General features: G+C 39.4%; 27 protein-coding genes. 10 read left to right on the top strand and 17 right to left on the bottom strand.

All coding sequences use genetic code 11. The features are described from left to right. Positions 1 to 90: 90 nt before the first annotated feature. Positions 91 to 813: an FAD-binding oxidoreductase gene (locus H4K35_RS10065; RefSeq protein ID WP_255492426.1), complete on the top strand. Its 723-nt coding sequence runs from the start codon at positions 91 to 93 to the stop codon at positions 811 to 813. Here the strand turns inward: H4K35_RS10065 and H4K35_RS10060 are convergent. From H4K35_RS10060 to H4K35_RS10050, 3 genes are all read right to left on the bottom strand, one after another. Beyond that, a complete protein-coding gene (locus H4K35_RS10060) occupies positions 808 to 1,230 on the bottom strand; it encodes a GNAT family N-acetyltransferase (protein ID WP_182627558.1) in 423 nt (140 codons plus the stop codon). The genes H4K35_RS10065 and H4K35_RS10060 overlap by 6 nt on opposite strands. A gap of 63 nt (positions 1,231 to 1,293) precedes the next feature. Further along, entirely contained in the window at positions 1,294 to 1,872 is a 579-nt protein-coding gene (locus H4K35_RS10055) for a Crp/Fnr family transcriptional regulator (protein WP_182627556.1), read from the bottom strand. A 220-nt stretch (positions 1,873 to 2,092) separates the two neighbouring features. After that, the gene (locus tag H4K35_RS10050; protein ID WP_182627554.1) at positions 2,093 to 2,635 is read right to left on the bottom strand and encodes a GNAT family N-acetyltransferase; all 543 of its coding nucleotides are present in this window, start codon (positions 2,633 to 2,635) and stop codon (positions 2,093 to 2,095) included. A 254-nt stretch (positions 2,636 to 2,889) separates the two neighbouring features. Here H4K35_RS10050 and H4K35_RS15920 point away from each other — a divergent pair, with 254 nt between their 5' ends. Next, positions 2,890 to 3,609 (top strand): helix-turn-helix domain-containing protein, encoded by a 720-nt coding sequence (locus H4K35_RS15920; RefSeq protein WP_368668696.1) that lies wholly within the window; start codon positions 2,890 to 2,892, stop codon positions 3,607 to 3,609. 118 nt (positions 3,610 to 3,727) lie between these two features. On the opposite strand, the gene H4K35_RS10040 is transcribed toward H4K35_RS15920, so the two are convergent. Beyond that, complete coding sequence (locus tag H4K35_RS10040) at positions 3,728 to 4,387, bottom strand: response regulator transcription factor (protein ID WP_182627552.1); 660 nt, start codon at positions 4,385 to 4,387, stop codon at positions 3,728 to 3,730. Positions 4,388 to 4,745: 358 nt separating this feature from the next. On the opposite strand from H4K35_RS10040, the gene H4K35_RS10035 reads away from it, so the two are divergent. Genes H4K35_RS10035 through H4K35_RS10015 form a run of 5 tightly spaced genes read left to right on the top strand, consistent with a single transcriptional unit; the run spans position 4,746 to position 7,583 of the window. Then, the gene (locus tag H4K35_RS10035) at positions 4,746 to 5,438 is read left to right on the top strand and encodes a DUF2589 domain-containing protein (RefSeq protein WP_182627550.1); all 693 of its coding nucleotides are present in this window, start codon (positions 4,746 to 4,748) and stop codon (positions 5,436 to 5,438) included. A 53-nt stretch (positions 5,439 to 5,491) separates the two neighbouring features. Then, positions 5,492 to 6,082 carry a DUF2589 domain-containing protein gene (locus H4K35_RS10030; RefSeq protein ID WP_182627549.1) on the top strand — a complete coding sequence of 197 codons (591 nt, stop codon included), beginning with the start codon at positions 5,492 to 5,494 and terminating at the stop codon, positions 6,080 to 6,082. A gap of 5 nt (positions 6,083 to 6,087) precedes the next feature. Beyond that, entirely contained in the window at positions 6,088 to 6,288 is a 201-nt protein-coding gene (locus H4K35_RS10025; protein WP_182627548.1) for a hypothetical protein, read from the top strand. Continuing rightward, positions 6,285 to 6,800, top strand: coding sequence for a DUF2589 domain-containing protein (locus H4K35_RS10020; RefSeq protein ID WP_182627547.1), 516 nt, complete (start codon positions 6,285 to 6,287; stop codon positions 6,798 to 6,800). The genes H4K35_RS10025 and H4K35_RS10020 overlap by 4 nt, the downstream gene beginning before the upstream one ends. 18 nt (positions 6,801 to 6,818) lie before the next feature. Beyond that, entirely contained in the window at positions 6,819 to 7,583 is a 765-nt protein-coding gene (locus H4K35_RS10015; protein WP_182627546.1) for a M15 family metallopeptidase, read from the top strand. A gap of 80 nt (positions 7,584 to 7,663) precedes the next feature. Here H4K35_RS10015 and H4K35_RS10010 read toward each other — a convergent pair whose 3' ends face one another. Next, positions 7,664 to 9,127, bottom strand: coding sequence for a S41 family peptidase (locus H4K35_RS10010; protein ID WP_182627545.1), 1,464 nt, complete (start codon positions 9,125 to 9,127; stop codon positions 7,664 to 7,666). A 266-nt stretch (positions 9,128 to 9,393) separates the two neighbouring features. Between H4K35_RS10010 and H4K35_RS10005 the strand changes: the two genes are divergently transcribed. After that, positions 9,394 to 9,807, top strand: a complete 414-nt coding sequence (locus H4K35_RS10005; RefSeq protein ID WP_182627544.1) for a hypothetical protein — start codon at positions 9,394 to 9,396, stop codon at positions 9,805 to 9,807. A 177-nt stretch (positions 9,808 to 9,984) separates the two neighbouring features. After that, on the top strand, positions 9,985 to 10,971 hold the full coding sequence (locus H4K35_RS10000) for a diaminopimelate dehydrogenase (RefSeq protein WP_182627543.1): 987 nt from the start codon (positions 9,985 to 9,987) through the stop codon (positions 10,969 to 10,971). Between the two features lie 74 nt (positions 10,972 to 11,045). On the opposite strand, the gene H4K35_RS09995 is transcribed toward H4K35_RS10000, so the two are convergent. The 12 genes from H4K35_RS09995 to H4K35_RS09940 all read right to left on the bottom strand — a co-directional run bounded on the left by H4K35_RS09995 (position 11,046) and on the right by H4K35_RS09940 (position 24,359). Further along, positions 11,046 to 11,828, bottom strand: coding sequence for an enoyl-CoA hydratase/isomerase family protein (locus H4K35_RS09995; RefSeq protein ID WP_182627542.1), 783 nt, complete (start codon positions 11,826 to 11,828; stop codon positions 11,046 to 11,048). 2 nt (positions 11,829 to 11,830) lie between these two features. Continuing rightward, positions 11,831 to 12,712, bottom strand: coding sequence for a 3-hydroxyisobutyrate dehydrogenase (gene mmsB, locus H4K35_RS09990; RefSeq protein WP_182627541.1), 882 nt, complete (start codon positions 12,710 to 12,712; stop codon positions 11,831 to 11,833). 3 nt (positions 12,713 to 12,715) lie between these two features. Beyond that, positions 12,716 to 13,825, bottom strand: a complete 1,110-nt coding sequence (locus H4K35_RS09985; RefSeq protein WP_182627540.1) for an enoyl-CoA hydratase/isomerase family protein — start codon at positions 13,823 to 13,825, stop codon at positions 12,716 to 12,718. A gap of 1 nt (position 13,826) precedes the next feature. Then, positions 13,827 to 14,987, bottom strand: a complete 1,161-nt coding sequence (locus H4K35_RS09980; RefSeq protein ID WP_182627538.1) for an acyl-CoA dehydrogenase family protein — start codon at positions 14,985 to 14,987, stop codon at positions 13,827 to 13,829. Positions 14,988 to 15,001: 14 nt separating this feature from the next. Next, a complete protein-coding gene (locus H4K35_RS09975) occupies positions 15,002 to 16,498 on the bottom strand; it encodes a CoA-acylating methylmalonate-semialdehyde dehydrogenase (RefSeq protein ID WP_182627536.1) in 1,497 nt (498 codons plus the stop codon). An 82-nt stretch (positions 16,499 to 16,580) separates the two neighbouring features. Continuing rightward, positions 16,581 to 18,032, bottom strand: a complete 1,452-nt coding sequence (locus H4K35_RS09970; RefSeq protein ID WP_182627534.1) for a bifunctional 2-methylcitrate dehydratase/aconitate hydratase — start codon at positions 18,030 to 18,032, stop codon at positions 16,581 to 16,583. A gap of 29 nt (positions 18,033 to 18,061) precedes the next feature. After that, complete coding sequence (prpC, locus tag H4K35_RS09965; protein ID WP_182627532.1) at positions 18,062 to 19,213, bottom strand: 2-methylcitrate synthase; 1,152 nt, start codon at positions 19,211 to 19,213, stop codon at positions 18,062 to 18,064. 2 nt (positions 19,214 to 19,215) lie between these two features. Then, on the bottom strand, positions 19,216 to 20,109 hold the full coding sequence (gene prpB, locus H4K35_RS09960) for a methylisocitrate lyase (protein ID WP_182627530.1): 894 nt from the start codon (positions 20,107 to 20,109) through the stop codon (positions 19,216 to 19,218). A 749-nt stretch (positions 20,110 to 20,858) separates the two neighbouring features. Next, entirely contained in the window at positions 20,859 to 21,689 is an 831-nt protein-coding gene (locus tag H4K35_RS09955; RefSeq protein ID WP_182627528.1) for a S1 RNA-binding domain-containing protein, read from the bottom strand. A 17-nt stretch (positions 21,690 to 21,706) separates the two neighbouring features. After that, on the bottom strand, positions 21,707 to 22,477 hold the full coding sequence (locus H4K35_RS15795; RefSeq protein WP_255492424.1) for a hypothetical protein: 771 nt from the start codon (positions 22,475 to 22,477) through the stop codon (positions 21,707 to 21,709). Positions 22,478 to 22,530: 53 nt separating this feature from the next. Further along, positions 22,531 to 23,616 (bottom strand): DNA polymerase III subunit gamma/tau, encoded by a 1,086-nt coding sequence (dnaX, locus tag H4K35_RS09945; protein ID WP_182627525.1) that lies wholly within the window; start codon positions 23,614 to 23,616, stop codon positions 22,531 to 22,533. 47 nt (positions 23,617 to 23,663) lie between these two features. After that, positions 23,664 to 24,359 carry a DUF4294 domain-containing protein gene (locus H4K35_RS09940; protein WP_182627523.1) on the bottom strand — a complete coding sequence of 232 codons (696 nt, stop codon included), beginning with the start codon at positions 24,357 to 24,359 and terminating at the stop codon, positions 23,664 to 23,666. Positions 24,360 to 24,438: 79 nt separating this feature from the next. Here H4K35_RS09940 and H4K35_RS09935 point away from each other — a divergent pair, with 79 nt between their 5' ends. Beyond that, complete coding sequence (locus H4K35_RS09935; protein WP_182627732.1) at positions 24,439 to 25,530, top strand: M42 family metallopeptidase; 1,092 nt, start codon at positions 24,439 to 24,441, stop codon at positions 25,528 to 25,530. Positions 25,531 to 25,764 lie beyond the last annotated feature (234 nt).

Genomic DNA, 25,764 nt, shown 5'->3' with positions numbered 1-25,764 from the left:
TTCTACCAAAACAGTGTTTTGTCCATTTAAAACAATTTTTTCTCTTGTCTTTACCCAGGGTTTTTGCTTTATTTTTGTAATAAAAAATATATGGTCACAAACCTATTCAGAAGAGTTTTGGATTTTATTGGAATTACTCCGTATAAGTTGCCTTTGGCTCAAGTTTCAGCAATTACCACTGTAACGCCATCTGTTAAGGTCATTCAACTCAAAGGGGATTTTAAAAACTTACAGTTTAGCAGCGGTTCTTATCTCAGTCTTAAACTCAACTATATACAGACGAGAAAATACACTATATCTCAGCTAGACAAGGACAACGGTACCCTTGAGTTTATCGCTTACCTTCACCCCAATGGGGGTACAGGGCAACATTTTATGCATCAACTTAAAATGGGGGATGCTATAAGCATGAATAGCTTACATGCGAATAGCAATTACTTAGCGATTTCTACAGCTAGCTTTATTTTTTTCGGAGATGAAACCTCGTTGGGATTGGCGTATTCCCTCTGTCAAAAATGGAAGGAGAAGCAGTATAAATACTTGTTTCTATTTGAGTTAGATGAAGAAAACAAAACAGCTCCCTTGGCGTTGGGTATTGAACAATCCCTCGTTTTTCCCAAAAAGAAAACCTTTCGAAGCGAAAGGTTAATCAGTCAGTTGGATCCTATTGTCATGCCTGAGTGGAAAGAGGCAGTATTCTTGTTGACAGGAGATGCAAAATCGATTCAAATTTTTAGAAAAGTCATCAAAGATAAAACAACGAGTAAAGTCTATACTCGAGGCTATTGGGTAGAAGGTATTGAAGGGTTATAATTCCAGCTGTAAAATGGGATAGGGCTTTCCTTGTCCATCCACCTCCAATCTGTTTATTACTTTAAACCCCAGATATTCATAAAAGCCTAAGGCTTGTGTATTCTGCTCATTGACCTCTACTTTACGAATACCTTGCTCTTGCATACCGAACTGAATAAGCGCCTTACCTATTCCACGGCCTCTTGTGGTTTCATCAATAAAAAGCATCTCCAAACTGTTGCCCGAAATTCCCATAAACCCCACTAATTTACCCTCTTCTTCGTATCCCCAAAGAGTTACAAATGAAAAATAAGAAGGTAAATGTGTTTTGTAATAGCTAAAATCTTCCGATGTTAAGAAATCGTGAGTCGCTAAAACAGCACTTTCCCAAATGCATAATAAGCGGGGATAATCTGTTGTGTTGATTGGTCGTATCATCCTATTTAATTTTTAAAGTAGCGCAAAGGTCATCTCTTTTATTCACGTTCTACTGAACCCAAGTTAAAAAATGCGCTTGCGAATTCTGCTTAACGCCTGAGGAGTTATCCCTAAAAAAGAGGCAATATCCTTCAATGGGATGGAGTGAATTGCAGCGCCAAAGGTAGACCTTAGTTCCACATAATACTCCTCAGGCGAATACTTGATTAAAGCCACTTGCCGATGTAATAATCGATCCAATAAACGGGCTGTCAAGTTTTCAAAAAGAGGTGTAAGTGCTGGAATAGCAGCATATAGCGCACCTATTTCCTCTTTTTTAATGCAATAAATTTCACAATCAACCAAGGTCTGTACATTAAAAGTAGCCCTTTCACCCAAAGTAAGGGAAATATTGGACATGGAAAATGTTCCCTCCTTACAAAACCAAAACGTCTGTTCTACTCCATGCTGATCCAATATCCAACAACGCAATATCCCACAATACACAAAGTAGCTATACGTCTCAATCTCTCCTTCACGAATCAAAAAGGTGTTCTTTTTCACTGGTCTATACTCAAAAAAAGAATCGAATAGTTTTTCTTCTTCCGCTGTAAACACCCTGTCTTTTATCTCAAATTCACCTAATAATTTTTGTAATAACATAGCCGATCTCATCTAAATAGTAAAATAACTACATCAAAACTATATATGCAATAGCTGGTAGAGGCACTAAAAAACCTTTTTTCAGAAGGAAACGGGTAATAGCCATAAAAAAAGCAAGTGTACGTATCTGTACACTCGCCTTTATAAAAGGAGATTCACAAGTATCAAGTCATCGTTCGATACTCCCTTTTGGTATGTAATACGGCGCTCCGGCCTTGCATTATCGATTGGCAAGCCAGTCTTTCTTAGTCAACCGACTGACGTATTCAACGCAATAATCACCCGTTGCTTCATTTCTTTGATTTTCGATGCGATGAGAATGCTTAAATCCACATTTTTCTTGTGCTCGTCTAGATTTCTCATTATCCTCATAAAATACACACCAAAGGTCAGTGAACGCTAAATTTTCGAAACTATGTGCAATAATCGCCTCTAGCGCTTCTGGTATTAAACCTTGCCCCCAAAATGGAACACCTAGCCAGTACGCCACTTCGCCCTCAGAGGAAGAAATTGGCAAATGACTATCTTCTCCTACTAATAAACCAATACAGCCAATAGCGCGGTTATTTTCTTTTAAAGCAAGGGCGTAAATCTCTGGCTTAGAAAATACCTCTTCTATAACTGTGATACTCTCTTCCACACTGCTATGAGCTGGCCATCCTGCCGCTGGTCCTATTTGTTCATCCTTTGCATAGCGAAATAAATCTTCTGCATCACTTAATGCCCAAGGCCTTAAGATTAATCGATCTGTTGTTAATTTCATCTTTTACTTCTTTATTTATATCTAGGACAAAAGTAAAGCAGGTCTTCCTCTGTTTTTAGTCTACTATTTGCGCTATTTCGGTACTTTTGAAAACTATTGTAAAGAATAGTAGAATAAAATGAATAATTTTACACAACTATCCAAACTATGTCATGCAGGACTTCGATTTAAAAAAGACAGCTATAAGCCTATCGCACGGCCCTATATCCTTTAGCGAACAGCTCAATTATCCGCTTTCGCTTTCCTAGATCGTTGTGATTATTTGCCTAAGAGGTGAAGCAACGCTAAGTGTTAACTTTACAGACTATATCATCAACAAAAACACCCTTACCGTTTTATCCAGTGATGATGTGGTGATTGTACAACAAAAAACCGACGAGTTCTCTGCTTATATTTACGGGATTGATCGCTCACTCGCCAGCGAAATAGCGTATCACCTCCCCAATACGTTGTTTGGATTTTTGCACGACTATCCTGTCCTTCAAATGACAAGTGAACAGCGCACACAGTTGGAATTTTGGATGTTACAACTCAACTATATTCTAGAACAACCGAGTAAATACCTAGATCGGATTGTGTGTAATCACTTTCAAAACCTCTTTTTACACCTGGTCAATTATATCGATGGATACGATCAACTGAGGAAGAAAAAAATTAGTAGAAAGGAAGAACACTGTTGGAAATTTTGGGAACTTATAGGGCAATATGCCAAAACCAATCGAGATGTTGCCTTTTATGCAGATCTACTGCATATTACCCCATTTTATTTGGCTCAAATTTCAAAAAGCCATCTCAACGACCTTCCGAAAGACCTCATTAATAGACAGGTTATTCTCAAAATAAAAAACTTACTCCTAACTACAGATAAGAGCATTGGTACAATTGCAGAAGAATTAAACTTTGTAGACCCTTCCTATATGGGGCGATATTTTAAAAGAGAGACGGGAGTTTCATTAAGTATGTATAGAAAGTGAGACAATTACAGGGATAGAAGATGTTTTCGAGTCTAAGGAGCACACCTTTTGAATACTGCTAAGCGCAAGGCGTCTATGTGGGATTTCTCCTTGTTAAAACCAGTATAACCTAGAGGGCTTACCTCGAGTCAACCGAAATAATTCGCCTATGTATAGCCCAAAGGACTAAACCCACAATGCTCTTTGTTCCAGTTTTGACAAAGAGGACACTTTTGTAGTTCTCCACTGTTTTTGGCGAGATGAAAAGGCGTTTGCCTATTTCTTTTGCCGTGTATTGTTGGGCCAAAAGATAGAGGATATCTACTTCTCGCTTAGAAATATTAAACTGCTTGAGCGTTGAGGCTTCTGCATGGTCATACACAGCTTCTTTTAAATAGGTAAACTGCTCCTTATCCAGATAATGTCCCTTTTGGACAACCTCGTATAAAAGTATTAAAAATTCACGTAACTTGATGTTTTTGGGTAGGTAACACGAAACACCTAAATTCATCATATACTCAATTAAAACAGGATTGTATTGGGTGGTTACGATCACTATAGGAACGCCAAACGCTGCTTGTTTCAAATGTACTAACAATTCCTCCATATGCTTGTCTCCCAATTGAAAATCCATAATTATTAAATCCATTTTTGAACAGTGACTCATAACTAATTCGTACAGATTGCTACTACCCCCAAAAGAGTAACAAACCTCAAAGTCTTTTGATGCGTTTAAAAATTCCGTCAATAGTTCTCGTATTAACGTATCGTCTTCTACAAGTGTGATTTTATATTTCATCCGGTATAGCTGCTATTAGATTTGTTCCACAATAAGAGAAGTTTACTTAAAATCTTTCACGTACGAGTATGAGTAAAAGCAAGTCGAGATAAACAGAGAATGGAATCGTTTGAGCAAACAATTGTACAACTGCCAAAGGTAATTTGCCCGTCCACCGTCCAACACAAGATACTAAACAAATAGTACGCCATATCGAGATAAGAATGGGATGAATTCCTCAAAAAGTGACAGCGAATAGTGGGATCCCCTCAGCTATATAGCTAAAAAAAGGGAATTTCACTCGATAATTCCAGTAATTACACCCTAGGACGATACGTATTCCAAGCGTAATTTCAAGTAAACTAAAAACAGAAAAGTTATGGAAGTAAATTTAGTATCTATGTCCCAACAATTTACGGGACTACCAATGGACGCCTTGATAGGTGGCCCATTGAATGCAGCGGCAGATGCTAATGCAAAAATGGCACTCTCACAGACCAAGTTTATTTTAGACACTTGTTTTGTGAAAAGCGGAACTGATTCTTCTATTTCATATCAAGCCATTCTGGTTACTATGAAACTCAACAGATCCGTTAGGCAAGACGAGCAAACCACAACCCAAGTAGAAACAGTCTTTCAGCTCCCTCTAATGACGCTTATCCCCCTCAATGCACTCGCAGTTGATCAAGTCGATATTCACTTTGATATGGAAGTCTACTCCAGCTATGTAGCTGAAGAAACTTCAGAAACAAAAGAGCAAAAAGCAGCTGAGGCTTCCTTAGAAGCCAAAATAGGTTTTGGGGTTTTTTCAGCTGAAGTTAGAGGAAAAGTAAGTTATGATGCTTCACAAACAAGCAGTGAAAATCAACAGTACAAAAAAAGTAATGCTGCCAAATACAGCGTGAGCGTTCACGCAGGCCAGCTTCCGCTTTCAACGGGTGTAACTACCCTACTCGATCTTTTTTCAAAAGCCATGGACCCTGTAAATATACAGCAACAATCTAGCCCGCAGACTATTCCGCAGCCTAGCCCGCAGCCTAATGCGCAAAACCAAAATCAACTAACGGAATAAAGGAGTTACAAGTCTAAAAAAGATCTCCCAACATTCCTCTAAAAACAGGAATCATGAACCAACCGAACACATCGCTCAAAAAGAGTAAAAAACAAGATTCAGAAATCAATATTGAATCGCTGATCTCTGCTCCTTTGGTTGCACTTTCAAAAGCCAATACACTACTGTTAAATGGACAGCTATATGCACTACTCGATCAGTACTTTACCAAAGTAGATGCACAAGATAACAATCGAGCTACTGCAGCCCTAGAACTATATCAACCCAAGCTCATTCACTTGGTATTGACCACATTTCAACAAGTAGGACAAGAGCGCATAAAACAAGAAATTGTAGTAGAAGTACCCCTCTTATCTATCGTTCCGCTTAATTCAATAGCCCTAAAGCAAGCGCAACTAAAGTTTAATCTGGATATTACCTCTAGTACGAGTTACCTCAATCCAAGCAATGCTATTATTGAACGGCATGCTCAACTCCACGGCAAAGTATCTACCGCAAAACCCACGCCTGTGAATCAGGGGAAAGACCACAGCAAGCAACAGTTCTTGCGCTTGGATATCCAAATGGAGGCACTGCCACTACCCTTGGGCATTTTGACCCTTCTCGATATCTATGCAAAAAATATTCAACCTATTAATACTTAAATCCCATGGAAATTCTAACTAGCCGTATTAACTGCCCAAATTGCCACACTCCCGTTGAGTTAGAGCTCGTGCAATTGCTAATGGGAACCAAATTTAGTTGCTCAAATTGTCAATCGTTAATTAGCTTGTCTTCGGATAGTCAGGCAGTAGTAAAACAAGCGATACAATTGTATCATACATCAATCGAAAAAACAAAAGCCAAATGACGACAATCAGTGTAAAAAAAATTATTGAAGCCCTACATCTAGCGATTTTAAATGCAAATGATCAGATAACAGAAAAAAATCTGACCTTGTTGGATCATTATTTTGAGGAAAGAGAAGTTGAATTCGTTGACCCGACAGGCGAACGCATAAGCCGAAAAACAAGAATTCCCAAAACCGTACTCCTCAACTACCCAGAGAATATATTCAAAGATCAGGAAAATCAAGCGCCTACTCTTGCAGAGATGAATCCAATTGAAGTCCCTTTAATCGCCTTGATTCCCTTAGAAATCTGCAGCATCCAAAAAGCGACGTTTTCCCTTGATTTTAACCTAGAAGTCCAGAAAGAGGAACTCCTTTTAGACCTTGGAAAGTCTTGTGCTATTTCCTTCAAGAAAAAACCACCTAAGAGCAAGGGAAGACTGAAAATAACGCTGCGTCCACATCCTCCAACACAAGGGCTTAAACACCTAAGTGAAACCTATGAAAATTATATTCGAAGACAAGTACATTAACCCTGTAATCTACTATTTATGCAAGTCCTAAAACCCCAGATGTACAACCCAGAAATCGCCCAATGGAAATCGTTTTTGAAGGCAATAGGCCGTTATGAATTCCCTATAGACGAGTGCTATGATCCAACGTTAGAAGTTGCAGTTAAAGCCTATCAAAGGCAGAAAAACACAGTAGATGACGGCTATATAGGCAATGCGACATGGTTTGCTGCTTATAGGGATGGCATGCCTTTTTCTGAGCCTCAACGCAGAGCATTTCCACTAAAACCTGCTTTTGCTCCACTAAAGTCACAGCAAGAGCGATTTGCAACGTTTGGCCTTATTAAATTTAAGGCAACGCCACTTGCTGGCAATCCTGAAAATATCACAATGGTCAACGACTTTGAAGCGCGTAATATAGTAACAGTACAAGTGCCTCAACTTCAAGCGCTTTTTCCCCATCTACAGCACATTCGCTTTCACCGCAAAGGGGTTTCTCAATTGCTTGATTTTTTTCAAGCGATTGAACGCCAAGGCTTATTAACTAAAGTAATGAGTTTTGGAGGGAGTTATGTACCTCGATTAGTTAGAGGATCAACGACAGTTTTGTCGAACCACGCTTTTGGTACCGCCTTTGATCTCAATGTCGCATGGAATCCTTGGCAGGAGCAACCTGCTCTTTTAGGTGCTCTGGGATCTGTGCGCGAAATTGTTCCTCTAGCCCACGCTCATGGTTTCTATTGGGGAGGTCACTTTACAAAACCTGATGGAATGCACTTTGAACTGGTCAGACTACTCGAATAAAAAAGGAGCATTACATAAAAAAAAACAACCCCACAAAATACAGGTGGGGTTGTTTACTATTATATAAAAAAATAAAGAAATTAATTGCCTTTTTTCAGCACAGACAACGCTAATTGTAACTCTGCATCTTCTCCCTTTTGTAAGCCTTCCTGAAAGGCTTCAGCTGTGATTGTATAATCAGGTATAACCCCTCTACAACTGTTTTCTTTATTCGCCAAAACATTGAAGAAGATCTCACTTCTCGGTATGGTTACTAGAAAACCTGAATGAGGTAATTTGTAGTTGAGAAACCAAGCTGCGGTGGTGAAATTTCCACAACTTCTCGTTTCTTGCCCTACTTTGAGACCGCGTTGATTTAGCTCAAACACATAGGCAAAGTAGGCAGCCGCAGAAACTGTATTGTTGTTTTGTAGTAAGACTACTGTACCCGTAAAAGCGTTTTTATCTTGTGGATAATTTTCAATATAGTACTCTTCTAAACGGTTGTTTCCATAATAAAAACCATCTTCTGCTAGGTCGAAACGCTGCTTCATAAAGTTGTTTAAAGCCGCAATCTCACTACCCGTAGCTAGCTTATCATTTTCGTCCACTAAATTGTCCTTTACGCGTATTTCTGGAACTTTTGTAGCGTACTTATAACTGTTTTTAAACGTCTTACTTTTGCTAATAAACGAGTAAAACAGCGGAATATTAGACAGAGAACCTCCTGCATTATCGCGTATATCTATAATCAAGTGCTGTATGTTTTTTTCCTTTATTTCGGCAAAAACAGCATTCAATATCGTATACGCATATTCTTCAGATGGATTAAACGATTTAATATAGAGGATATACGTACTATCGTCAATAGCCATTCCGTAAATACCTGTCTTATAAGCCATAAGTGCTAAAGGTAGAATGGACTTATTGTTGTTATAGTCATAGGTCATATAGTTGACCGAGTTGATTTGTATCGTTTTTACATCCTCTTTTGGATTAGCGCGATATTCAACTGTATATACAGTTGCCTTTGGAAAAAACAAGGAAATATATAGGCTAAAATCTTTCTGTGTACTCGCTTGTACATGACCATCAACTTTGTCTGGCATTTGACGTAGTAAATCCCCCACATCTTGCCCATTGACACGGAGTAGCTCAGCCCCACTAGGAATGGCAAAAGAATACTGATTCACCCATACTCTATTGTCATAAACCAATGTCGACAAAGGAAAGAAATTTGCCTGCTTGGAATACTTTTCAAACAGCAAAGGATCAGAAATTAATTCCAAATGAGCATCTCGAATTAAATAGAGCGGATTGTCTAAGATAAAACGCTCTAAAGTAGGTTCTTTCTCCAGCCTTTTTCTCCTTTTACTAACTTCTTTGTCAAAGTCTTTTTCGGTTATAAAACGAAAGGGATTCGGGTGTTGATGCTTGACAAGATCAACCATAAAGTCAAAATCTTCTATATATTCTTTAGCTGTATAGTAGTTTCCTTTTACTTGGGAAAAAACACTAAAATTACAAAATAAGCTAAAAAAAATAGCCCATACGACATTTCTCATATCATTATAAAGATTTACTTGTTAAAACGTCAAAAATAACAATTTTATTATTCTAGCAACATAAATAGTGTAAAAATAATGGTCAAGGCAAATTTCCCCTACTATTTTTCATTTGCGTCCCTTTTTAAAATAACGTTAGCTACAAAGTGACACATTATCCCAATTAATCGGAATAAAATGCGGTATAATATTAAAATAACTGTTAATATAATTGGATATCATCTATTAAAACACAGAAATACTATCTTAGCATCTTTAAAATGAAAATGATGAGAAATTTTAGCCTGGCCTTTCTTGTTCTTGTACTAGGATTAACTTCAAGTTGTTCGAAAGATCAACACTATTTAGGTGATAAGAGTACGAGTATTCACTATATAGGCCCTCAAATTAGTGAACAAGCAACGAATGAATCTACTCAATTTATGTTTGTCGTACAATCCAAGGTCAATTACAATATCAGTGTATTTGTTCAAGCAGAAACGCGTGAAAACACAACCTTAACCTCAGATAAATGGTTAATTCTACCAGGGGAATCTAAGGAAATTCCCATCACTACTCCAGGGATAATCTACGATAAAGATTATATCAAAAGTTACCGTGCAAAGGCTGTTTTCAGTGATTTTTCAAACTATCCCATACAGGTATCTCCTGATCCTACCCCAAAGTATATACGTCAGTAAGGCAAGGCTATAAAATGAAGCTAAGCGTTGTTCACAAAAGACAACACAAGTCTACATCACCTATGCCCTCCATGCTCAAGCGAATAAATCACATCACAGTAGCCCTGAGTCTCTAAACTTTTGAGTATTTTTGGACTTTCTCAAACAAAAGAGCAGTAGTGCTTAAAAATATATCGTATGACACACACAACATCCCCTATTCGCATAGGAATTGTAGGTTATGGAAATTTAGGAAAAGGCGTAGCATATGCCATTCAACAAAATGCTGATTTAGAGCTAGTAGCCATTTTTACTAGACGTGCACCAGAAGCACTTGCGACTACTTCTGCGGTAATTGCCCTTGATCGCATACTGGAGTACAAAGGTAAGATTGATGTTATGTTGCTATGTGGCGGATCTTCAACAGATTTACCAGAGCAAGTAACACAAATTGCTGCACACTTTCACACCGTAGACAGTTTTGATAACCACGGAGAAATTCCTGCTTATTTTGCAAAAGTAGACCAATGTGCAAAGGCCAATCACACCCTTAGTTTAATTTCAACGGGATGGGATCCAGGACTTTTTTCGATGTTGCGTTTATTAGGCGAAAGCATTTTGCCTAAAGGAGAAACCTATACGTTTTGGGGGAAAGGTTTGAGTCAAGGACACTCAGACGCTATTCGTCGACTTGCAGGGGTTAAACATGGCGTGCAGTATACCTTGCCTATTGAAACAGCATTAGCCAAGGTACGCGCTGGAGAATACCCTAGTTTTACTGCAGCAGAAAAACACCAAAGAGTGTGTTATGTAGTAGCTGAAGAAGGAGCTGATCAAAATGAAATTGCACGCGCTATTAAAACCATGCCCAATTATTTTGAACCATACCACACCACCGTTCACTTCATTACAGAAGAAGAACTAAAACGCGACCACAATGCGATGCCTCATGGAGGTTTTGTCTTGCGTTCCGGTGAGACAGGACAAGGACATCAACAAAACCTCGAATTTGGGTTAAAGCTAGAAAGCAATCCTGAGTTTACAGCTGCTGTACTCGTGGCTTTTTCACGTGCAATCGCCAAAATGGCGAAAGAAGGACATACTGGTGCCAAAACAGTTTTTGATATTCCGTTGGGGTATCTATCGCCAAAATCAGCAGAAGAATTGAGGGCTTCTCTTTTATAATAAGCAACCTATCCTATAAAAATAGGGCGTACTACCAGTGGTAGTACGCCCTTATTTATTTGTGCTAAAAGCGATTATTTTCCTTTGAAATCAGGCTTTCTCTTTTCGATAAAAGCTCCAATTCCTTCTTTTTGATCCGCTGTGTTAAACAAAGTACCAAAAAAAGCTCCTTCTTGTTTAAGTCCATCAGCTAAAGTCAAATCATAACCCGTATGCATAGATTCTTTGGCTTTTGCCACTGCAATAGGTCCTCTAGAAGCAATTGTCTGAGCCATTTCTTTTGCTTGATGTAACAAATCTTCTGCCGCTACAACGCGATTGACAAATCCCATGGCTTCGCAAGCAGCTGCGGAGTAGAAATCTCCAGTGAATACCATTTCCTTTGCCTTGTATAGTCCAATGGCTCTTGGTAAACGCTGTGTTCCACCAAAGCATGGAAGTAAGCCCAGTGTAGATTCTGGTAGACCAAACTTAGCTTTTTCACTGGCCAAAATAATATCACAAGACAATGCTAGTTCACATCCACCACCTAAAGCAAATCCGTTTACTGCTGCTATTACCGCAAAAGGCAAAGCTTCAATAGCGTTAAATGCCGCTTGTGCTACATAGGAAAATTCAGTTGCCTCTTGGGGAGTCATGCTTTGCATGGCTTTAATATCTGCGCCAGCAACAAATGCTTTTTCACCAGAACCCGTTAGAATCAAAACGCGAAGATCGCCTTTGTCTTTCACTTGTTCTGCAAATGATTTCAATTCCGCCAATACCGTTTTATTCAACGCATTTAGCGCATCAGGACGATTAATCGTCAAGGTGCCTACATACCCTTCTTGTTGGTAAATTAAAGTTTCAAAATTCATAACTATTGCTGGTTTAAAAATTTGATTATACTCGAAAAGTCAAACTTTCCATTTCCTGCCTCACTCCACATGCGGTATAAATTCAGTGCAGCATGACCTAGTGGAGTCGAACTCTTTGTATCTAAACTTGCTTCAGCAGCAAGTCCTAGATCTTTTGCCATCAAATCAACGGCAAAACCACCTGCATATCCCTTAGATGCTGGTGTGGTTTCCGATACACCAGGATAGGGATTATACACCTCTAAAGACCAGTTTCTACCTGAGCTTTTTTGCATGATTTCACTTAGCACTTTAGGATCTAAGCCATGGCGAACACCCAGGTTAATTGCTTCTGACGTACCAATCATATGAATCGCTAACAACATATTGTTACAGATCTTAGCCACTTGACCAGCACCAGATTCTCCTGCGTAAAATATATTTTGTCCCATCGCTTCTAAAATAGGTTTGGCACGTTCAAAATCAGCTGCTGCACCCCCCACGATAAACGTCAACGTTCCCGCTTGAGCTCCTGCCGTTCCTCCAGAAACTGGAGCATCAATCATTGCATGTCCTAAAGCTACTGCTTTAGCTGCAACGCTACGAGCTGTTACAGCATCAATGGTACTGCTATCGATTAAAACAGCATTTGGCTGTAATTGCGCCATAAACGCTTCCGTATACAAATCGGCCACGTGTTTTCCAGAAGGTAGCATTGAAACTACCACTTCAGCTCCACTGGCCACTTCAAGTGCCGTTGCCGCCACTTGTCCTCCATGGGCAACCAATTGATTTAAAGCAGCTTCACTAACGTCAAAGCCGGTTACTTGGTGTCCATTCTTAATTAGGTTGGCGGCCATTGGACCACCCATATTTCCTAAGCCTATAAAAGCTATTTTTGCCATACACTATTCGGTTTTACCTAAATTCTTTAATACGTGATTCTCTTTCGTCCAAAGCGGGGTAAAATAGCTGTCTACCCAACCGTCCGTAACATCTTCTAAAGTAGCAGGTTGCCATTTAGGAGATTGGTCTTTATCTACTAATAAGGCACGTACACCCTCAGCAAAATCAGGGTGTATACAACATTGACAAGCCAAGTTCAACTCCGTTTGGAATACTTGCGCTAAGGTGTAGTCTTTTCCTTCTTTCAACTGCCTAAAAATGATATGTGCCGAACTAGGAGACCCTTTTTCAAAACTTTGTAGGCCCGCTTCAATCCAACTATCCTTTGGCGTGTAGTTGTTCAATACCGTGCGGAACTCCCCTAAAGTAGTAACTCCTTCAAACTGTGAAATAAAGGCCTGATGTTCTGCCGCTTGTGATGCCGCAACAACATATTTTTTCGCTATAGTTGCCAATAATTCATCTACTTGTTTTTCAATGGCATCACTCCACTTCATCCCGACCAAAGCATCTATAACACTTTGTTTTTCAGTAGATTCCATATAGTAATCCGCAAGTCCTAAGAAACGACAATCCGCAGCATCTAAGCGAGCACCAGTTAATCCTAAATACACGCCATAAGCGGATGGCATGCGGTTTAAGAACCAAGTCGCTCCTACATCGGGAAATAGTCCAATTGTAATTTCAGGCATAGCTAGTTTACTACGCTCTGTAACAATGCGATGAGAAGCTCCAACCATCACGCCAATTCCGCCCCCCATAACAATTCCATGTCCCCATACAATAATGGGTTTTGGATAGGTATGTATGGCGTAATTTAAAGCATATTCTTTTGCAAAAAAATCAAAACATCCCGCTGGTACTTGTGTGGGATCTATCGCACGTTGAGCAATTATATTGTCGTATAATTGTCGAACATCTCCCCCTGCACATAGCGCTTTTTCACCTGCTCCTTGTATGAAGATACACGCTACTTCCTCTGATGTTTTCCAGGTTTCAATCACCGTTGTTAACGCTTCAATCATCGATAAATTCAGGGAATTTAGCGTTGCTTCTGAATTTAAGGTGATAAAACCTACCCTATTTTTTATTTCTGTTAGAATTAAACTCATATTAACGTATTTCGGCTGTTGCTCCTTCTTCTAATATTCTTCTTGAGATGACCAATTTCATTATTTCATTGGTTCCTTCTACGATTTGATGAACGCGGGCGTCGCGCATCAAACGCTCCACTGGAAAGTCTTGGGTACACCCATAGCCTCCCAATAATTGTAAGGCTTCGTTGCACACAGTAAAGCTATTGTCTGTTGCAAAACGCTTCGCCATGGCACAATACGTCGTTGCGTTTGCGTCTTGGGTATCGAGTTTAAACGCAGCCAAGTACACCATTTGACGAGCAGCTACTAATTCAGTCACCATATCGGCAATTTTAAATTGCAAGGCTTGAAATTGAGCGAGTGATTTGCCAAACTGCATGCGTTCGTGCATATAGCGCTGTGCTAAATTTAAGGCTCCTTGAGCAGCTCCAACAGAACAAATACCCACATTGATACGTCCCCCGTCAAGCCCTTTCAAAGCAATCTTAAATCCATCCCCTTCTTTACCCAATAAGTATTCAGCAGGTATTTCAACCTGATCAAAGAACACAAAACGCGTGGGCTGTGTATTCCAACCTAGTTTTTTTTCTTTCTCTCCAAAGCTAATACCTGCCGCATCAGCAGGTACTACAAAAGCACTGATTCCCTTTGGACCTGCTTCTCCAGTACGAGCCATCACCACAAGGTAGTCACTCTCTCCAGCTCCAGAAATAAACGCTTTGGTACCATTGAGCACATAGCTATCTCCCTTTTTTACGGCTGTTGTTTTTAAACTTGCTGCATCAGAACCCGAATCAGGTTCTGTTAAGCAGTAAGATCCAAACTTCACTCCAGCAGCTAATGGTGGACAAATCGTTTGGCGAACGCTTTCGCTTCCAAAGGTATCGATCATCCAGGTCACCATATTGTGAATTGTTATATAAGCAGTTGTCGATGGGCAAGCTGCAGCTAATTCTTCAAATATAATCGCAGCGTCTAATCTTGAGAATCCCAATCCCCCTACTTCTTCACGCGTGTAAACCCCACAAAAACCTTGTTCTCCAGCTTTTTGGATCGCCTCACGCGGAAATATTTTATTCGCATCCCAATCTGAAGCATAAGGCGCTAGTTCTTTTTCTGCAAAACTCCTTGCTGCATCTTGAAATGCTAATTGATTTTCATCTAAATTAAATTGCATAATACCTACTTCCCCTATTTAAGATTAATCGTCATATTTACATTTCCTCCAGGTACATCTTCCTCAAACCAACGCGCTGTAATCGTTTTGGTTTCCGTATAGAAGCGAACCCCTTGTTTTCCGTAAGAGTGTAAATCCCCGAAAAATGACTTACGCCATCCTGTAAAAGAGAAAAATGGCAATGGCACCGGAATTGGAAGATTCACTCCAATTTGTCCAACTTGAATTTCGTGTTGGAATTTACGCGCTGCTGCTCCTGAATTAGTAAAAATGGACGTTCCATTTCCATAAGGGTTGTCGTTGATGATTTGAATTGCTTCATCTAACGTATCTGCTGTTATAAGTAGCAATGCAGGTCCAAAGATTTCTTCTTTGTAGATATCCATGTCTGTTGTTACTTTATTAAACAACGTAGGTCCAACAAAATATCCTTTTTCATAACCTGGTACAACACAATCGCTTCCATCAAGTAATACTTCAGCTCCTTGGTCGTAACCACTTTTAATTAAGCGCAATACCTTTTCTTTTGCTTGCTTGTTGATTAGCGGTCCATAAGCGGCAGCATCATCAGACCAAACCCCTGGTTTGATTGTGCTTAACGCTTCTTTAATATCACTCACCCAGTTTTGAGCTTCTCCAACTAATACTGCTACGCTAATAGCCATACAACGCTGACCAGCCGCTCCACAAGAAGCACCTACCAAGTTGTTGATTACTTGTTGTTTATTTGCATCCGGCATAACAACCATGTGGTTTTTTGCTCCACCAAATGCTTGAACGCGTTTTAAGTTGTGTGTTCCTGTACGGTATACGTGCTCCGCTACTGGAACAGACCCTACAAAGGAGATTGCACGAATATCCTCGTGATTTAAGATGTGATTTACCTGATCTTTTGATCCGTGAACGATATTTAAAACATCTTTAGGGAATCCTGCTTGTTGGAATAATTCAGCCAATTTCATTGCTGTCATTGGCGCTTGCTCTGATGGTTTTAGGATAAAGGTATTTCCACAAGCAATAGCCATTGGGAACATCCACAACGGAATCATTGCTGGAAAGTTAAATGGCGTGATTCCCGCGCATACACCCAACGGTTGAATGTAGCTGTATGTATCTACTGCACGTGCTACGTTCTCCACTGTTTCTCCCATCATAAGGGTAGGGATAGAACAAGCGTGCTCTACTACTTCAATTCCTCTCCATACATCACCCATAGCATCTGCAAAGGTTTTTCCATTTTCCGTCGCTAAGATCTCTGCAATTTCTTTTTGATGTTCTTTTAGCAAGTGCTGGTATTTTAAGAATAAGCGCGCACGTTCTGGTGTAGCTACTTCTTTCCACGTTTTAAACGCTTCTCCAGCTAAGGCAATTGCCTCGTCTATTTCTTCTATTTTCGTAAGTGGTACTTCTGCTATAATATCTTGATTTGCAGGATTTTCTACAGGTAGGTATGCAGTGGTTTTACTTTCTGTAAATGCTCCATTTACAAATAGTTTTATTTTTTGTGTCATAATTGTCATAATTTATGGGTTGGTGGTTGCTTTTAAGGAACAAGAGTTGATTTTCCAATCAACTCTTGTCTATCATATAAGCTTAGATAACTAGTAGGTCAACAAACTCATTTACATTTAGATTAACTAAAGTATCGTAATCTAAAGAGTTCTCCATTACTACACGTTGTTGTTTTTCTGGGTACACACGTGCTAAGTTAATTTTGTATTTCTTGATTAATTCAGGAATACCTTCTTCTCTTCTGCGTTTGTGTCCGATTGGATATTCTACTTCTACTTCGTCAATTGAAGTTCCGTCGTTAAACGTAATTGTCAATGCGTTAGCAATAGAACGTTTTTCTGGATCGTGGTAGTCTTTTGTAAATTGAACATCTTCTACACACTCCATTTTATCGCGTAATACGTCGATTCTAGGGTCAGAAGCGATGTTGTCTTCATAGTCAGCAGCAGTTAATCTTCCGTAGATTAATGGAACAGCAATCATGTATTGAATACAGTGGTCGCGATCTGCTGGGTTATCTAATGGACCTTTTTTATCGATAATGCGAATTGCTGCTTCGTGCGTGCGAATTGTAATCTTCTTAATATCGTCAGTAGATTTTCCTAATTCTTTTAATTTAGCGTGTAAAGTCATCGCTGCTTCAACAGCTGTTTGTGAGTGGAACTCCGCTGGGAATGAAATCTTGAACAATACGTTCTCCATTACGTAAGAACCGTAATCTCTTTGGAATTTGAATGCATTTCCTTTGAAAGATACATCATAGAATCCCCAAGTCTTAGCTGTTAATACAGAAGGGTATCCCATTTCACCTGTTTTAGCCATTAAAGCTAAGCGCACCGCACGTGAAGTTGCATCTCCTGCAGCCCATGATTTACGGCTTCCTGTATTTGGTGCGTGACGGTAAGTTCTCAACGCTTGTCCATCAACAAATGCCAATGAAATTGCATTGATTAACTCATCGCGTGTTAGTCCAATTAACTTACCAACAACAGCTGTAGAAGCTAATTTCACTAATAATACGTGGTCTAATCCAACGCGGTTAAACGAGTTTTCTAAAGCCATTACTCCTTGCACTTCGTGTGCCATGATCATAGCTTCTAAAACTTGTTTCATTTTTAAAGGTGCTTTTCCTTCTGCGATATTTGTTCTCGACAACCAATCTGCAGTAGCTAAAATACCTCCTAAGTTGTCAGATGGGTGTCCCCACTCTGCTGCTAACCAGGTATCGTTAAAGTCTAACCAACGCACAATTGTTCCAATGTTGAAAGCCGCTTGAATCGGATCCAATTGGAATTGTGTTCCTGGAACTTTGGCACCATTGGGAACAATAGTTCCTTTTACTACAGGTCCTAATAATTTAGTACATGCAGGGTATGTTAAAGCTTCTAATCCACATCCAATGGTGTCTAATAGACAGTAATGGGCTGTTTTCCAAGCTAAATCGTTCTTAATTTCATAGTTTAATACGTAATCAGCAATGTCCACTAATACTTGATCTGGTTGTGGTCGTTCGTTTGAAATGTGTAATGACATTTGTACTTTTTATTTTTTTAGTTATTAAATTATTTTCTGTTTTTCATGGAAACAAATTCTTTGTTCTCTGGTCCTACATAGTTTGCACTAGGACGGATGATTTTCCCATCCTGACGCTGCTCCATAATGTGAGCACTCCATCCTGTAATACGAGAAATTACGAAAAGCGGAGTAAACATTAAGGTTGGTACGCCCATTTGGTGGTAAGATACAGCCGAGAACCAATCTAAGTTCGGGAACATTTTCTTCTCTTCCCACATCACGCTTTCTAAGCGCTCCGCAATATCGTATAACAGCATATCACCTGCTTCTTTTGACAGGGATTCTGCTACTTTTTTAATGACGATATTTCTGGGGTCTGAAATGGTGTATACTGGATGACCGAAACCGATGATCACCTCTTTATTTGCCACGCGGCTTCTGATGTCTTCTTCGGCTTGAGCTACATCGTTATAACGGCTTTGAATTTCAAAAGCTACTTCGTTTGCACCACCGTGTTTTGGCCCGCGTAACGCGCCAATTGCACCTGTAACACAAGAGTAAAAATCAGAATTTGTACCAGCAATAACGCGACTCGTGAACGTTGAAGCATTAAACTCGTGCTCTGCATATAGAATTAGTGATACTTGCATCGCCTTTACCCATGATTCCGACGGCTTTTCTCCGTGTAACAAGTGTAAGAAATGCCCTCCAATCGTATCGTCATCTGTTTCTACATCGATTTCTTTTCCGTTATGTGTATAGTGATACCAATACAACAACCCAGAACCAAAAGACGCCAATAATTTATCAGCAATATCTCTTGCACCAGCCATGTTGTGGTCATCTTTTTCTGGTTGAATCGTTCCGATGGCAGACACCATAGAGCGCATTACATCCATCGGGTGAGCCGCTGCAGGGATATTTTTTAGTATACTGCGCACTGATTTAGGTAACCCGCGCAGTGATTTTAATTTTGCTTTGTAGTTTCTCAGCTGAGCTTCATTGGGTAGATGCCCGTAAATCAATAGGTAGGCTACTTCTTCAAATGTTGCATTTTCAGCTAAATCTAATATGTTATATCCTCTATAGTATAAATCATTACCGCTTTTCCCTACGCTACACAAGGCTGTATTACCAGCTGCAACGCCAGAAAGTGCAACACTTTTCTTTGGTTTGAAGCTTGTTTCGTTGTTTGACATGCTTATTGTTTTTTAAATAGGTTGTTTAATTTTTGTTCGTAATCGTGGTAGTTGATACTGCTGTATAACTCCTCACGCGTTTGCATTGTATCTAAAACATTAGCTTGTGTACCTTCTTGACGAATGTGATTATAGACGTTTAGTGCGGCTTTGTTTGCTGCGCGGAAAGCAGAAAGTGGATAAAGCACTAAACCAACGCCAGCGGCTTTTAATTCCTCCACAGTATACATCTTGATCATACCGAATTCCGTTATATTCGCTAGTACTGGAATACCTGTAGCATCGACAAATTTTTGGTAGAAACTCAAATCAGGCACTGCTTCAGCAAAAATGAAATCTGCCCCTGCTTCTTTATACGCAATAGCGCGTTCTAAAGTGCGCTCTAAACCTTCATTGGCGAAAGCATCTGTACGAGCTCCAATCACGAAATGCTCATCTGTACGAGCATCAACAGCCGATTTAATGCGGTCTACCATCTCTTGCATGCTTACCACCTCTTTCCCTGGGCGGTGTCCACAGCGCTTTGCACCTACTTGATCTTCTATATGTAAGGCAGCTGCCCCAGCTTTAACTAAGGATTTTACCGTTCTAGCTACGTTAAATGCCGATGGACCAAATCCCGTGTCAACATCTACCATTAGCGGTAAATCACATATGTTGGTAATGCGTTGTACATCAATTAAAACGTCTTCTAACGTGGTAATACCCAAATCTGGTACCCCTAATGATCCCGCTGCAACACCTCCTCCTGATAAATAAATAGCATTAAATCCTGCTTGTTGTGCTAATAACGCATGATTGGCATTGATAGCTCCAACAATTTGTAGGGGACTTTCCTTCTGCATCGCCTCCCTAAATCGTAATCCGGGAGAATTGAAATTGTTTGTTTTGTTCATTCTTATGGTTGTTAATAATCTAAATCTTTTTATCTTCTCTCAATCAAAACGCCTAAAGTGTCGCTGTAGTCAGCTCCCCTTCTTTTATACCTCCATCCCAGTCATAATGGGACTTTAATCTGCTTTGATTTTATAAATATAAAACTATTTATATCTGATAAATATATGAATATTTTTATTGAAATCATTTTTATATCCAAATTTATATAGGATATAGTCAGCTAACGAAAAGTTAAATCCTATTAATTAGACAAAATAGGGTAGAAATTAAACCTTTATTAACAAGAAATGATATTTTATAGGACTTAAAAATGCAGAATTCTAATAAAAAAAAATTAGTAAATACCGACGACCTATGGGAATGGAGCGAATATTATTGACGACATAGCAAAAGGGCAAACCACCTGCATCCTTACATTCGGCCGTATTGCGATCTTGTATATCGCATTCTTACGTTTTAATCCGAATTCAATATACTGATATTAATGCGTTTATCTCAATAAAAAAGTTTATTTAACTGTTAAATAAATCGCCAGGTGGAAATTGTACGTGCATAGTGAGTCAAGGTTTCCAGCATACCCTTGGGATAGGCATGAGCTCCGTTGGGATTTTGAGAAGAAAAAGTGGAAACATACAGCAGAACCTCCCTGCTATAGCTGTGTAAAGTACACCTAAACAATCAGTTTAGTCCAAAAGCAAAAAGCACCTGACAATCAGGTGCTTTTGCTTTTATTAGTAGATACGAATCTTTATTTTACTAAGTAAATACCATTTTCTTTGATCTCTATTTTCTTCTCCTTATAGAGTCCGCCAATGGCCTTTTTAAACATCTTCTTGCTCATGTTGAGCACTGTTTTAATATCTTCTGGGTGACTGTTGTCCGATAGCCCTAAAAAGCCGTTATTCTCTTCTAAAGCCACTAAAATCTGTGCTGCTCCATCACTGATTGCTTCAACACCTACGCGTGTACGAGAAACGTCAATTTTACCATCAGGTCGAATCATTTTGATATATCCCAAAATACGGTCACCCGTTCTCAAGTCTTCAAAAACTTCATTTTTATACATCAACCCTTTGTGTTTTTCATTAATGATGACATTAATTCCCAAATCCGTGATATGTGAAACGACTAATTCAACTTCCTCTCCTACTTGAACCGTAATTTCATCATTGCTCAAGAACTGATTTAGACGACTAGACCCCACTAAACGATTCGACTTTTCGTCCAACATCATATAAACCAGGTAATAATTGCCTTCTTTCATCGGGCGGGCTTGCTCCGCAAAGGGAACAAAGAGGTCTTTTTCCAATCCCATATCCAAAAAGGCACCAAATTGATTGATGAAACTCACTTTCAACAACGCAAATTCATTGCAGTAAATAAGAGGTTCTAAAGTTGTAGCAACAGGTCGTTCTTCCTGATCTAAGTAAACAAAAACTACAAGCTCATCCTCTACTTCTATATTTTTAGGTACGTATTTGTTTGGCAATAAAATATCGGTTTCCCCATCAGTTAAATACAAACCAATGCTCGTTTTTCTTGCCACTTTTAACGTATTATCATGTCCAATTTTAATCATACTGATTAGATTTTTTACTAATATTTGAATTCTAGATCAAAGAGTTCTTTCATGTACTGCATGGCAGGATTTAGTTCGATGAACCGAACTAACTTATCTTCTTTATCTAGTATTTTCTTTTGAATTTTTACTTCTTCGTTGACGATAATTTCAATTTCCAACTCGTAATTACTCAACTTTTTGCGCAAATAGTTAACGAGGTCGAATTTATTCTCATCGAAGCTCAATTTAGATCCTTCATTCGGCATTTCTAATGAAACCGATGTTCCTTTCATAACAGGAGGTACCATCCCCATTAAGGACGACATTAGCATAAAGCCCGATCGAGCTAATTTTTCTGCGTATTTGTTCCACTCCTCCATCAGCTGTTCATAGGTAAAAGGCTCTTTAGGTAAGTCATCTGGATTGACCACTTTTTTCTCTAAAGACATTTCCATTTCCTTACGCGCGCGAATACTCGACAACGAAAGGGCGGATACTTTTTTCTCAGCGAGTGGAGTTGGTTGTCCGAAATCCAAATCAGCTAAAGGCAATGGCTCGGCGCTTGTTTCCACAGGTGCGGCTACTTCTGCTACAGGAAGAGGCTCTGATTCACTTGGCATAGCCACAGCTGGCGCTACAGGTAGTGGCTGAGATGCTGCTTGTGTCAATTGTCCTTCCTTCTCTTGTGGTGAAAATTCAAGAACAGGCTCTACTTGCCTTGTCTCTTGAACCGAAACCTGTTGTTCAACTTCTGGGGCAACGTCTACTTGAGTTTGCTGAGAGTTAACCGTCGAATTTTGAGGCAACTGCGGAAGAGCTGAAGCCGTTAAATCAATGGTTTGGAGTACAGTAGGGGGAATTATGAAAGATTTATCTTTTTTTTTTCGCCTTCATAAGATAAAGACGCTAATTTCATTAAACACAATTCAACCAATAATCGCTGATTCTGACTGGCTTTATATTTCAAATCTGCTTCATTTGCCAAGTCAATCGCTTCGAGTAGTAAACCAACACTTGCTTTTTTAGCCTGTTCGTCAAACAATTGACGCCCGTGCTCCCCTACTTCCAACAAGGAAGCGGTTTCTGGAGTTTTACACACCATTAAGTTTCTGAAGTGTGAGGCTAATCCAGCAATAAAGTGCTGTGCATCAAACCCTTTAGCTAAGATAGCGTCAAAAGACGTCAGCAAAGCCGGAATATTATTGGCTAAGATCAAATCCGTTACGCGAATATAGTACTCAAAATCAAGCACATTGAGGTTTTCTGCAACCGCTTGTCGCGTAAGATTTTTCCCACAATACGATACTACACGGTCAAAAATAGACAAAGCATCACGCATGGCACCATCTGCTTTTTGTGCAATGATACGCAAGGCATCGCTTTCATAAGTGATTCCTTGGCTATTAGCTACTAAAGCGAGGTGATCGGCTGCATCAGCTATGGTAATGCGCTTGAAATCAAATATCTGACAACGCGACAATATCGTTGGAATGATCTTGTGTTTTTCTGTTGTTGCTAAAATAAAAATAGCGTGACGAGGCGGTTCTTCCAATGTCTTCAAAAACGCATTAAAAGCAGCCGTTGACAACATGTGAACCTCGTCTATAATATAAACTTTGTACTTTCCCGTTTGGGGCGGGATACGCACTTGATCGATTAAGTTTCGAATGTCGTCGACAGAGTTATTCGACGCCGCATCCAACTCAAAAACATTAAACGTAAAGTCTTCGGTTGGATCGTCATAACCGACCTGATTTATTTTACGAGCCAAAATACGCGCACAAGTAGTCTTCCCTACTCCTCTCGGCCCTGTAAACAACAACGCCTGTGCCAAGTGATTGCTCTCTATAGCATTTACTAAGGTATTGGTAATGGCTTGTTGTCCTACAACTTCTTGAAAAGTTTGCGGTCTATATTTTCTTGCTGATACGATAAATTGTTCCATAAAATCACTATTACTGCAAAGGTAGCTTAATTTTTATAAAGCCAAAATTATTCCCTTAATTCAATTGGAAAAAACTCTTGTTCTGAAACCTTGAGCTTCCACATTTTTCTCAAAGCATTGAAGTCAATCTTCTCTTTTCCTGCACTGTATTCCAATTGATAGTTGAAGAACAAGTATTGCAATTGTGTTTCGAGATAAAAATCCTGTAAATCACTATCGGGATGAAATTCTGATTTTAAATCTAAATTGAAGGTTTTAGCCGTTGTATTGGACCAAAAAGCAGTCCATCCACTTCTAAATTCTTTGATTAACGCAAAGGTAGTTTCTCCAGTTTCCCGATGAATGAGTTTTAATAACACCTGACCATCTTTACGAGATAATTTCTTTAATCGCTCTTTAAATTGGCCTTCTAAATATTTTTGTGAACGCTTGATATATTGTCTTCGTTGCTTATTGTTTTCTAATTTCTCTAGATTTTCATTCAATATCATCAGATTTTCCGCCGTGGCACGTGCATAGGGATATACCCTGCGAATGCGATTGCGCAGAATATTCATATCCTGACGATAGCGTTCTTCTTTTTCATTTGTTCCTATGTATATTTCTGGAATACTGTACTTTAAAGTGTCAGCATCTTCTTCAATACTCGGTATAAGTGCGGGCACTGCCTTTAAAGGCTCTTCCTGACCATACACAACAGGCACAACAAAGAGTAGTAGAAAATAGAAATAAAGCTTTTTCATGTGTTAAAAATATAACCAAATGTAAAGAATTTGATTGAGTATTCACTAGCGAATCAGTACATTCGTATAAAAATTAATGATGGATAAAAATACAATATTAAATCGGGAATCGCTTGCTTTTTTAGAATCGTATTTGAACAATGCTTCTCCGACAGGACATGAGTATGAAGGTCAGAAACTATGGATGGATTATTTGCGTCCCTATGTAGATACTTTTATCACGGACACCTATGGCAATGCAGTGGGCGTCATTAATCCAGATGCGCCTTATAAAGTGGTAATTGAAGGTCATGCGGATGAGATCTCTTGGTATGTCAAATACATTACGGATACTGGTTTTATTCACGTGGTTAGAAATGGAGGCAGCGATCACATGATTGCCCCATCAAAACGCGTTCACATCCACACAGCTAATGGAATTGTGGAGGGTGTATTCGGCTGGCCAGCCATTCACATCCGCAATAGAGCGGGAAAAGAGGAATCACCAAAAATCGAAACAAACTTTATCGATGTGGGCTGTGACACTAAACAAGAGGTATTAGACCTAGGTATTCACATTGGTTGTGTGATAACATATCCCGATACTTTTACAGTACTAAACAACAAACGCTGGGTTTGCAGGGCGTTAGACAACCGCATTGGCGGATTTATGATCGCTGAAGTAGCGCGTTTGCTAAAAGAAAATAAAAAAGAATTGCCTTTTGGACTGTATATCGTCAATGCGGTACAAGAAGAAGTGGGCTTGCGCGGGGCAGAAATGATTACGCAAACACTAAAGCCCAATGTAGCAATCGTAACTGATGTATGCCATGATTCGAATACACCCATGGTGGACAAGAATATCGAAGGCGATAACACCATCGGACAAGGACCGGTTATTGCTTATGCGCCTGCTGTACAAAATAAATTGCGCGCGTTAATTGAACAAACGGCAACAACCAACCACATCCCTTTTCAACGCAATGCCTTATCACGTGTAACTGGAACGGATACAGATGCTTTTGCCTACAGCAATGGCGGAGTAGCTTCGGCTTTGATTTCGTTGCCGTTGCGCTATATGCACACCACAGTAGAAATGATTCACAGACAGGATGTGGAACACACCATTCAATTGATTTATCATACCTTACTACAAATCGAAAACGGAGAGACTTTTTCGTATTTTAAATAGTGAGTGGTGAGTAGTGAGTGGTGAGTAGTGAGTGGTGAGTAGTGAGTGGTGAGTAGTGAGTGGTGAGTAGTGAGTAGTGAGTGGTGAGTAGTGAGTAGTGAGTGGTGAGTAGTGTACGTCCCTGACATAGGTTGACCATAAAAAATCAATTTTCCTATGAAAGTTAACGTTCAACAAATCAAAAAAAATCGTATTTATTCAGAAGAATTTAAACGCGAGATTGTTAGTTTATTT

It is taken from the genome of Myroides sp. NP-2 (genome assembly GCF_014145665.1).
In the GTDB taxonomy this organism is placed as follows: Bacteria; Bacteroidota; Bacteroidia; order Flavobacteriales; family Flavobacteriaceae; genus Flavobacterium.
The sequence above is the reverse complement of the archived record's forward strand: the minus strand, read 5'-3'. Positions and strand labels throughout refer to the sequence as shown.

What these genes read in the sequence shown, in the direction of transcription:
- H4K35_RS10065 (WP_255492426.1), top strand. Translation starts at nt 91, where the DNA reads ATGGTCACAAACCTATTCAGAAGAGTTTTGGATTTTATTGGAATTACT.
- H4K35_RS10060 (WP_182627558.1), bottom strand. Translation starts at nt 1,230, where the DNA reads ATGATACGACCAATCAACACAACAGATTATCCCCGCTTATTATGCATT.
- H4K35_RS10055 (WP_182627556.1), bottom strand. Translation starts at nt 1,872, where the DNA reads ATGTTATTACAAAAATTATTAGGTGAATTTGAGATAAAAGACAGGGTG.
- H4K35_RS10050 (WP_182627554.1), bottom strand. Translation starts at nt 2,635, where the DNA reads ATGAAATTAACAACAGATCGATTAATCTTAAGGCCTTGGGCATTAAGT.
- H4K35_RS10040 (WP_182627552.1), bottom strand. Translation starts at nt 4,387, where the DNA reads ATGAAATATAAAATCACACTTGTAGAAGACGATACGTTAATACGAGAA.
- H4K35_RS10035 (WP_182627550.1), top strand. Translation starts at nt 4,746, where the DNA reads ATGGAAGTAAATTTAGTATCTATGTCCCAACAATTTACGGGACTACCA.
- H4K35_RS10030 (WP_182627549.1), top strand. Translation starts at nt 5,492, where the DNA reads ATGAACCAACCGAACACATCGCTCAAAAAGAGTAAAAAACAAGATTCA.
- H4K35_RS10025 (WP_182627548.1), top strand. Translation starts at nt 6,088, where the DNA reads ATGGAAATTCTAACTAGCCGTATTAACTGCCCAAATTGCCACACTCCC.
- H4K35_RS10020 (WP_182627547.1), top strand. Translation starts at nt 6,285, where the DNA reads ATGACGACAATCAGTGTAAAAAAAATTATTGAAGCCCTACATCTAGCG.
- H4K35_RS10015 (WP_182627546.1), top strand. Translation starts at nt 6,819, where the DNA reads ATGCAAGTCCTAAAACCCCAGATGTACAACCCAGAAATCGCCCAATGG.
- H4K35_RS10010 (WP_182627545.1), bottom strand. Translation starts at nt 9,127, where the DNA reads ATGAGAAATGTCGTATGGGCTATTTTTTTTAGCTTATTTTGTAATTTT.
- H4K35_RS10005 (WP_182627544.1), top strand. Translation starts at nt 9,394, where the DNA reads ATGATGAGAAATTTTAGCCTGGCCTTTCTTGTTCTTGTACTAGGATTA.
- H4K35_RS10000 (WP_182627543.1), top strand. Translation starts at nt 9,985, where the DNA reads ATGACACACACAACATCCCCTATTCGCATAGGAATTGTAGGTTATGGA.
- H4K35_RS09995 (WP_182627542.1), bottom strand. Translation starts at nt 11,828, where the DNA reads ATGAATTTTGAAACTTTAATTTACCAACAAGAAGGGTATGTAGGCACC.
- mmsB (WP_182627541.1), bottom strand. Translation starts at nt 12,712, where the DNA reads ATGGCAAAAATAGCTTTTATAGGCTTAGGAAATATGGGTGGTCCAATG.
- H4K35_RS09985 (WP_182627540.1), bottom strand. Translation starts at nt 13,825, where the DNA reads ATGAGTTTAATTCTAACAGAAATAAAAAATAGGGTAGGTTTTATCACC.
- H4K35_RS09980 (WP_182627538.1), bottom strand. Translation starts at nt 14,987, where the DNA reads ATGCAATTTAATTTAGATGAAAATCAATTAGCATTTCAAGATGCAGCA.
- H4K35_RS09975 (WP_182627536.1), bottom strand. Translation starts at nt 16,498, where the DNA reads ATGACACAAAAAATAAAACTATTTGTAAATGGAGCATTTACAGAAAGT.
- H4K35_RS09970 (WP_182627534.1), bottom strand. Translation starts at nt 18,032, where the DNA reads ATGTCATTACACATTTCAAACGAACGACCACAACCAGATCAAGTATTA.
- prpC (WP_182627532.1), bottom strand. Translation starts at nt 19,213, where the DNA reads ATGTCAAACAACGAAACAAGCTTCAAACCAAAGAAAAGTGTTGCACTT.
- prpB (WP_182627530.1), bottom strand. Translation starts at nt 20,109, where the DNA reads ATGAACAAAACAAACAATTTCAATTCTCCCGGATTACGATTTAGGGAG.
- H4K35_RS09955 (WP_182627528.1), bottom strand. Translation starts at nt 21,689, where the DNA reads ATGATTAAAATTGGACATGATAATACGTTAAAAGTGGCAAGAAAAACG.
- dnaX (WP_182627525.1), bottom strand. Translation starts at nt 23,616, where the DNA reads ATGGAACAATTTATCGTATCAGCAAGAAAATATAGACCGCAAACTTTT.
- H4K35_RS09940 (WP_182627523.1), bottom strand. Translation starts at nt 24,359, where the DNA reads ATGAAAAAGCTTTATTTCTATTTTCTACTACTCTTTGTTGTGCCTGTT.
- H4K35_RS09935 (WP_182627732.1), top strand. Translation starts at nt 24,439, where the DNA reads ATGGATAAAAATACAATATTAAATCGGGAATCGCTTGCTTTTTTAGAA.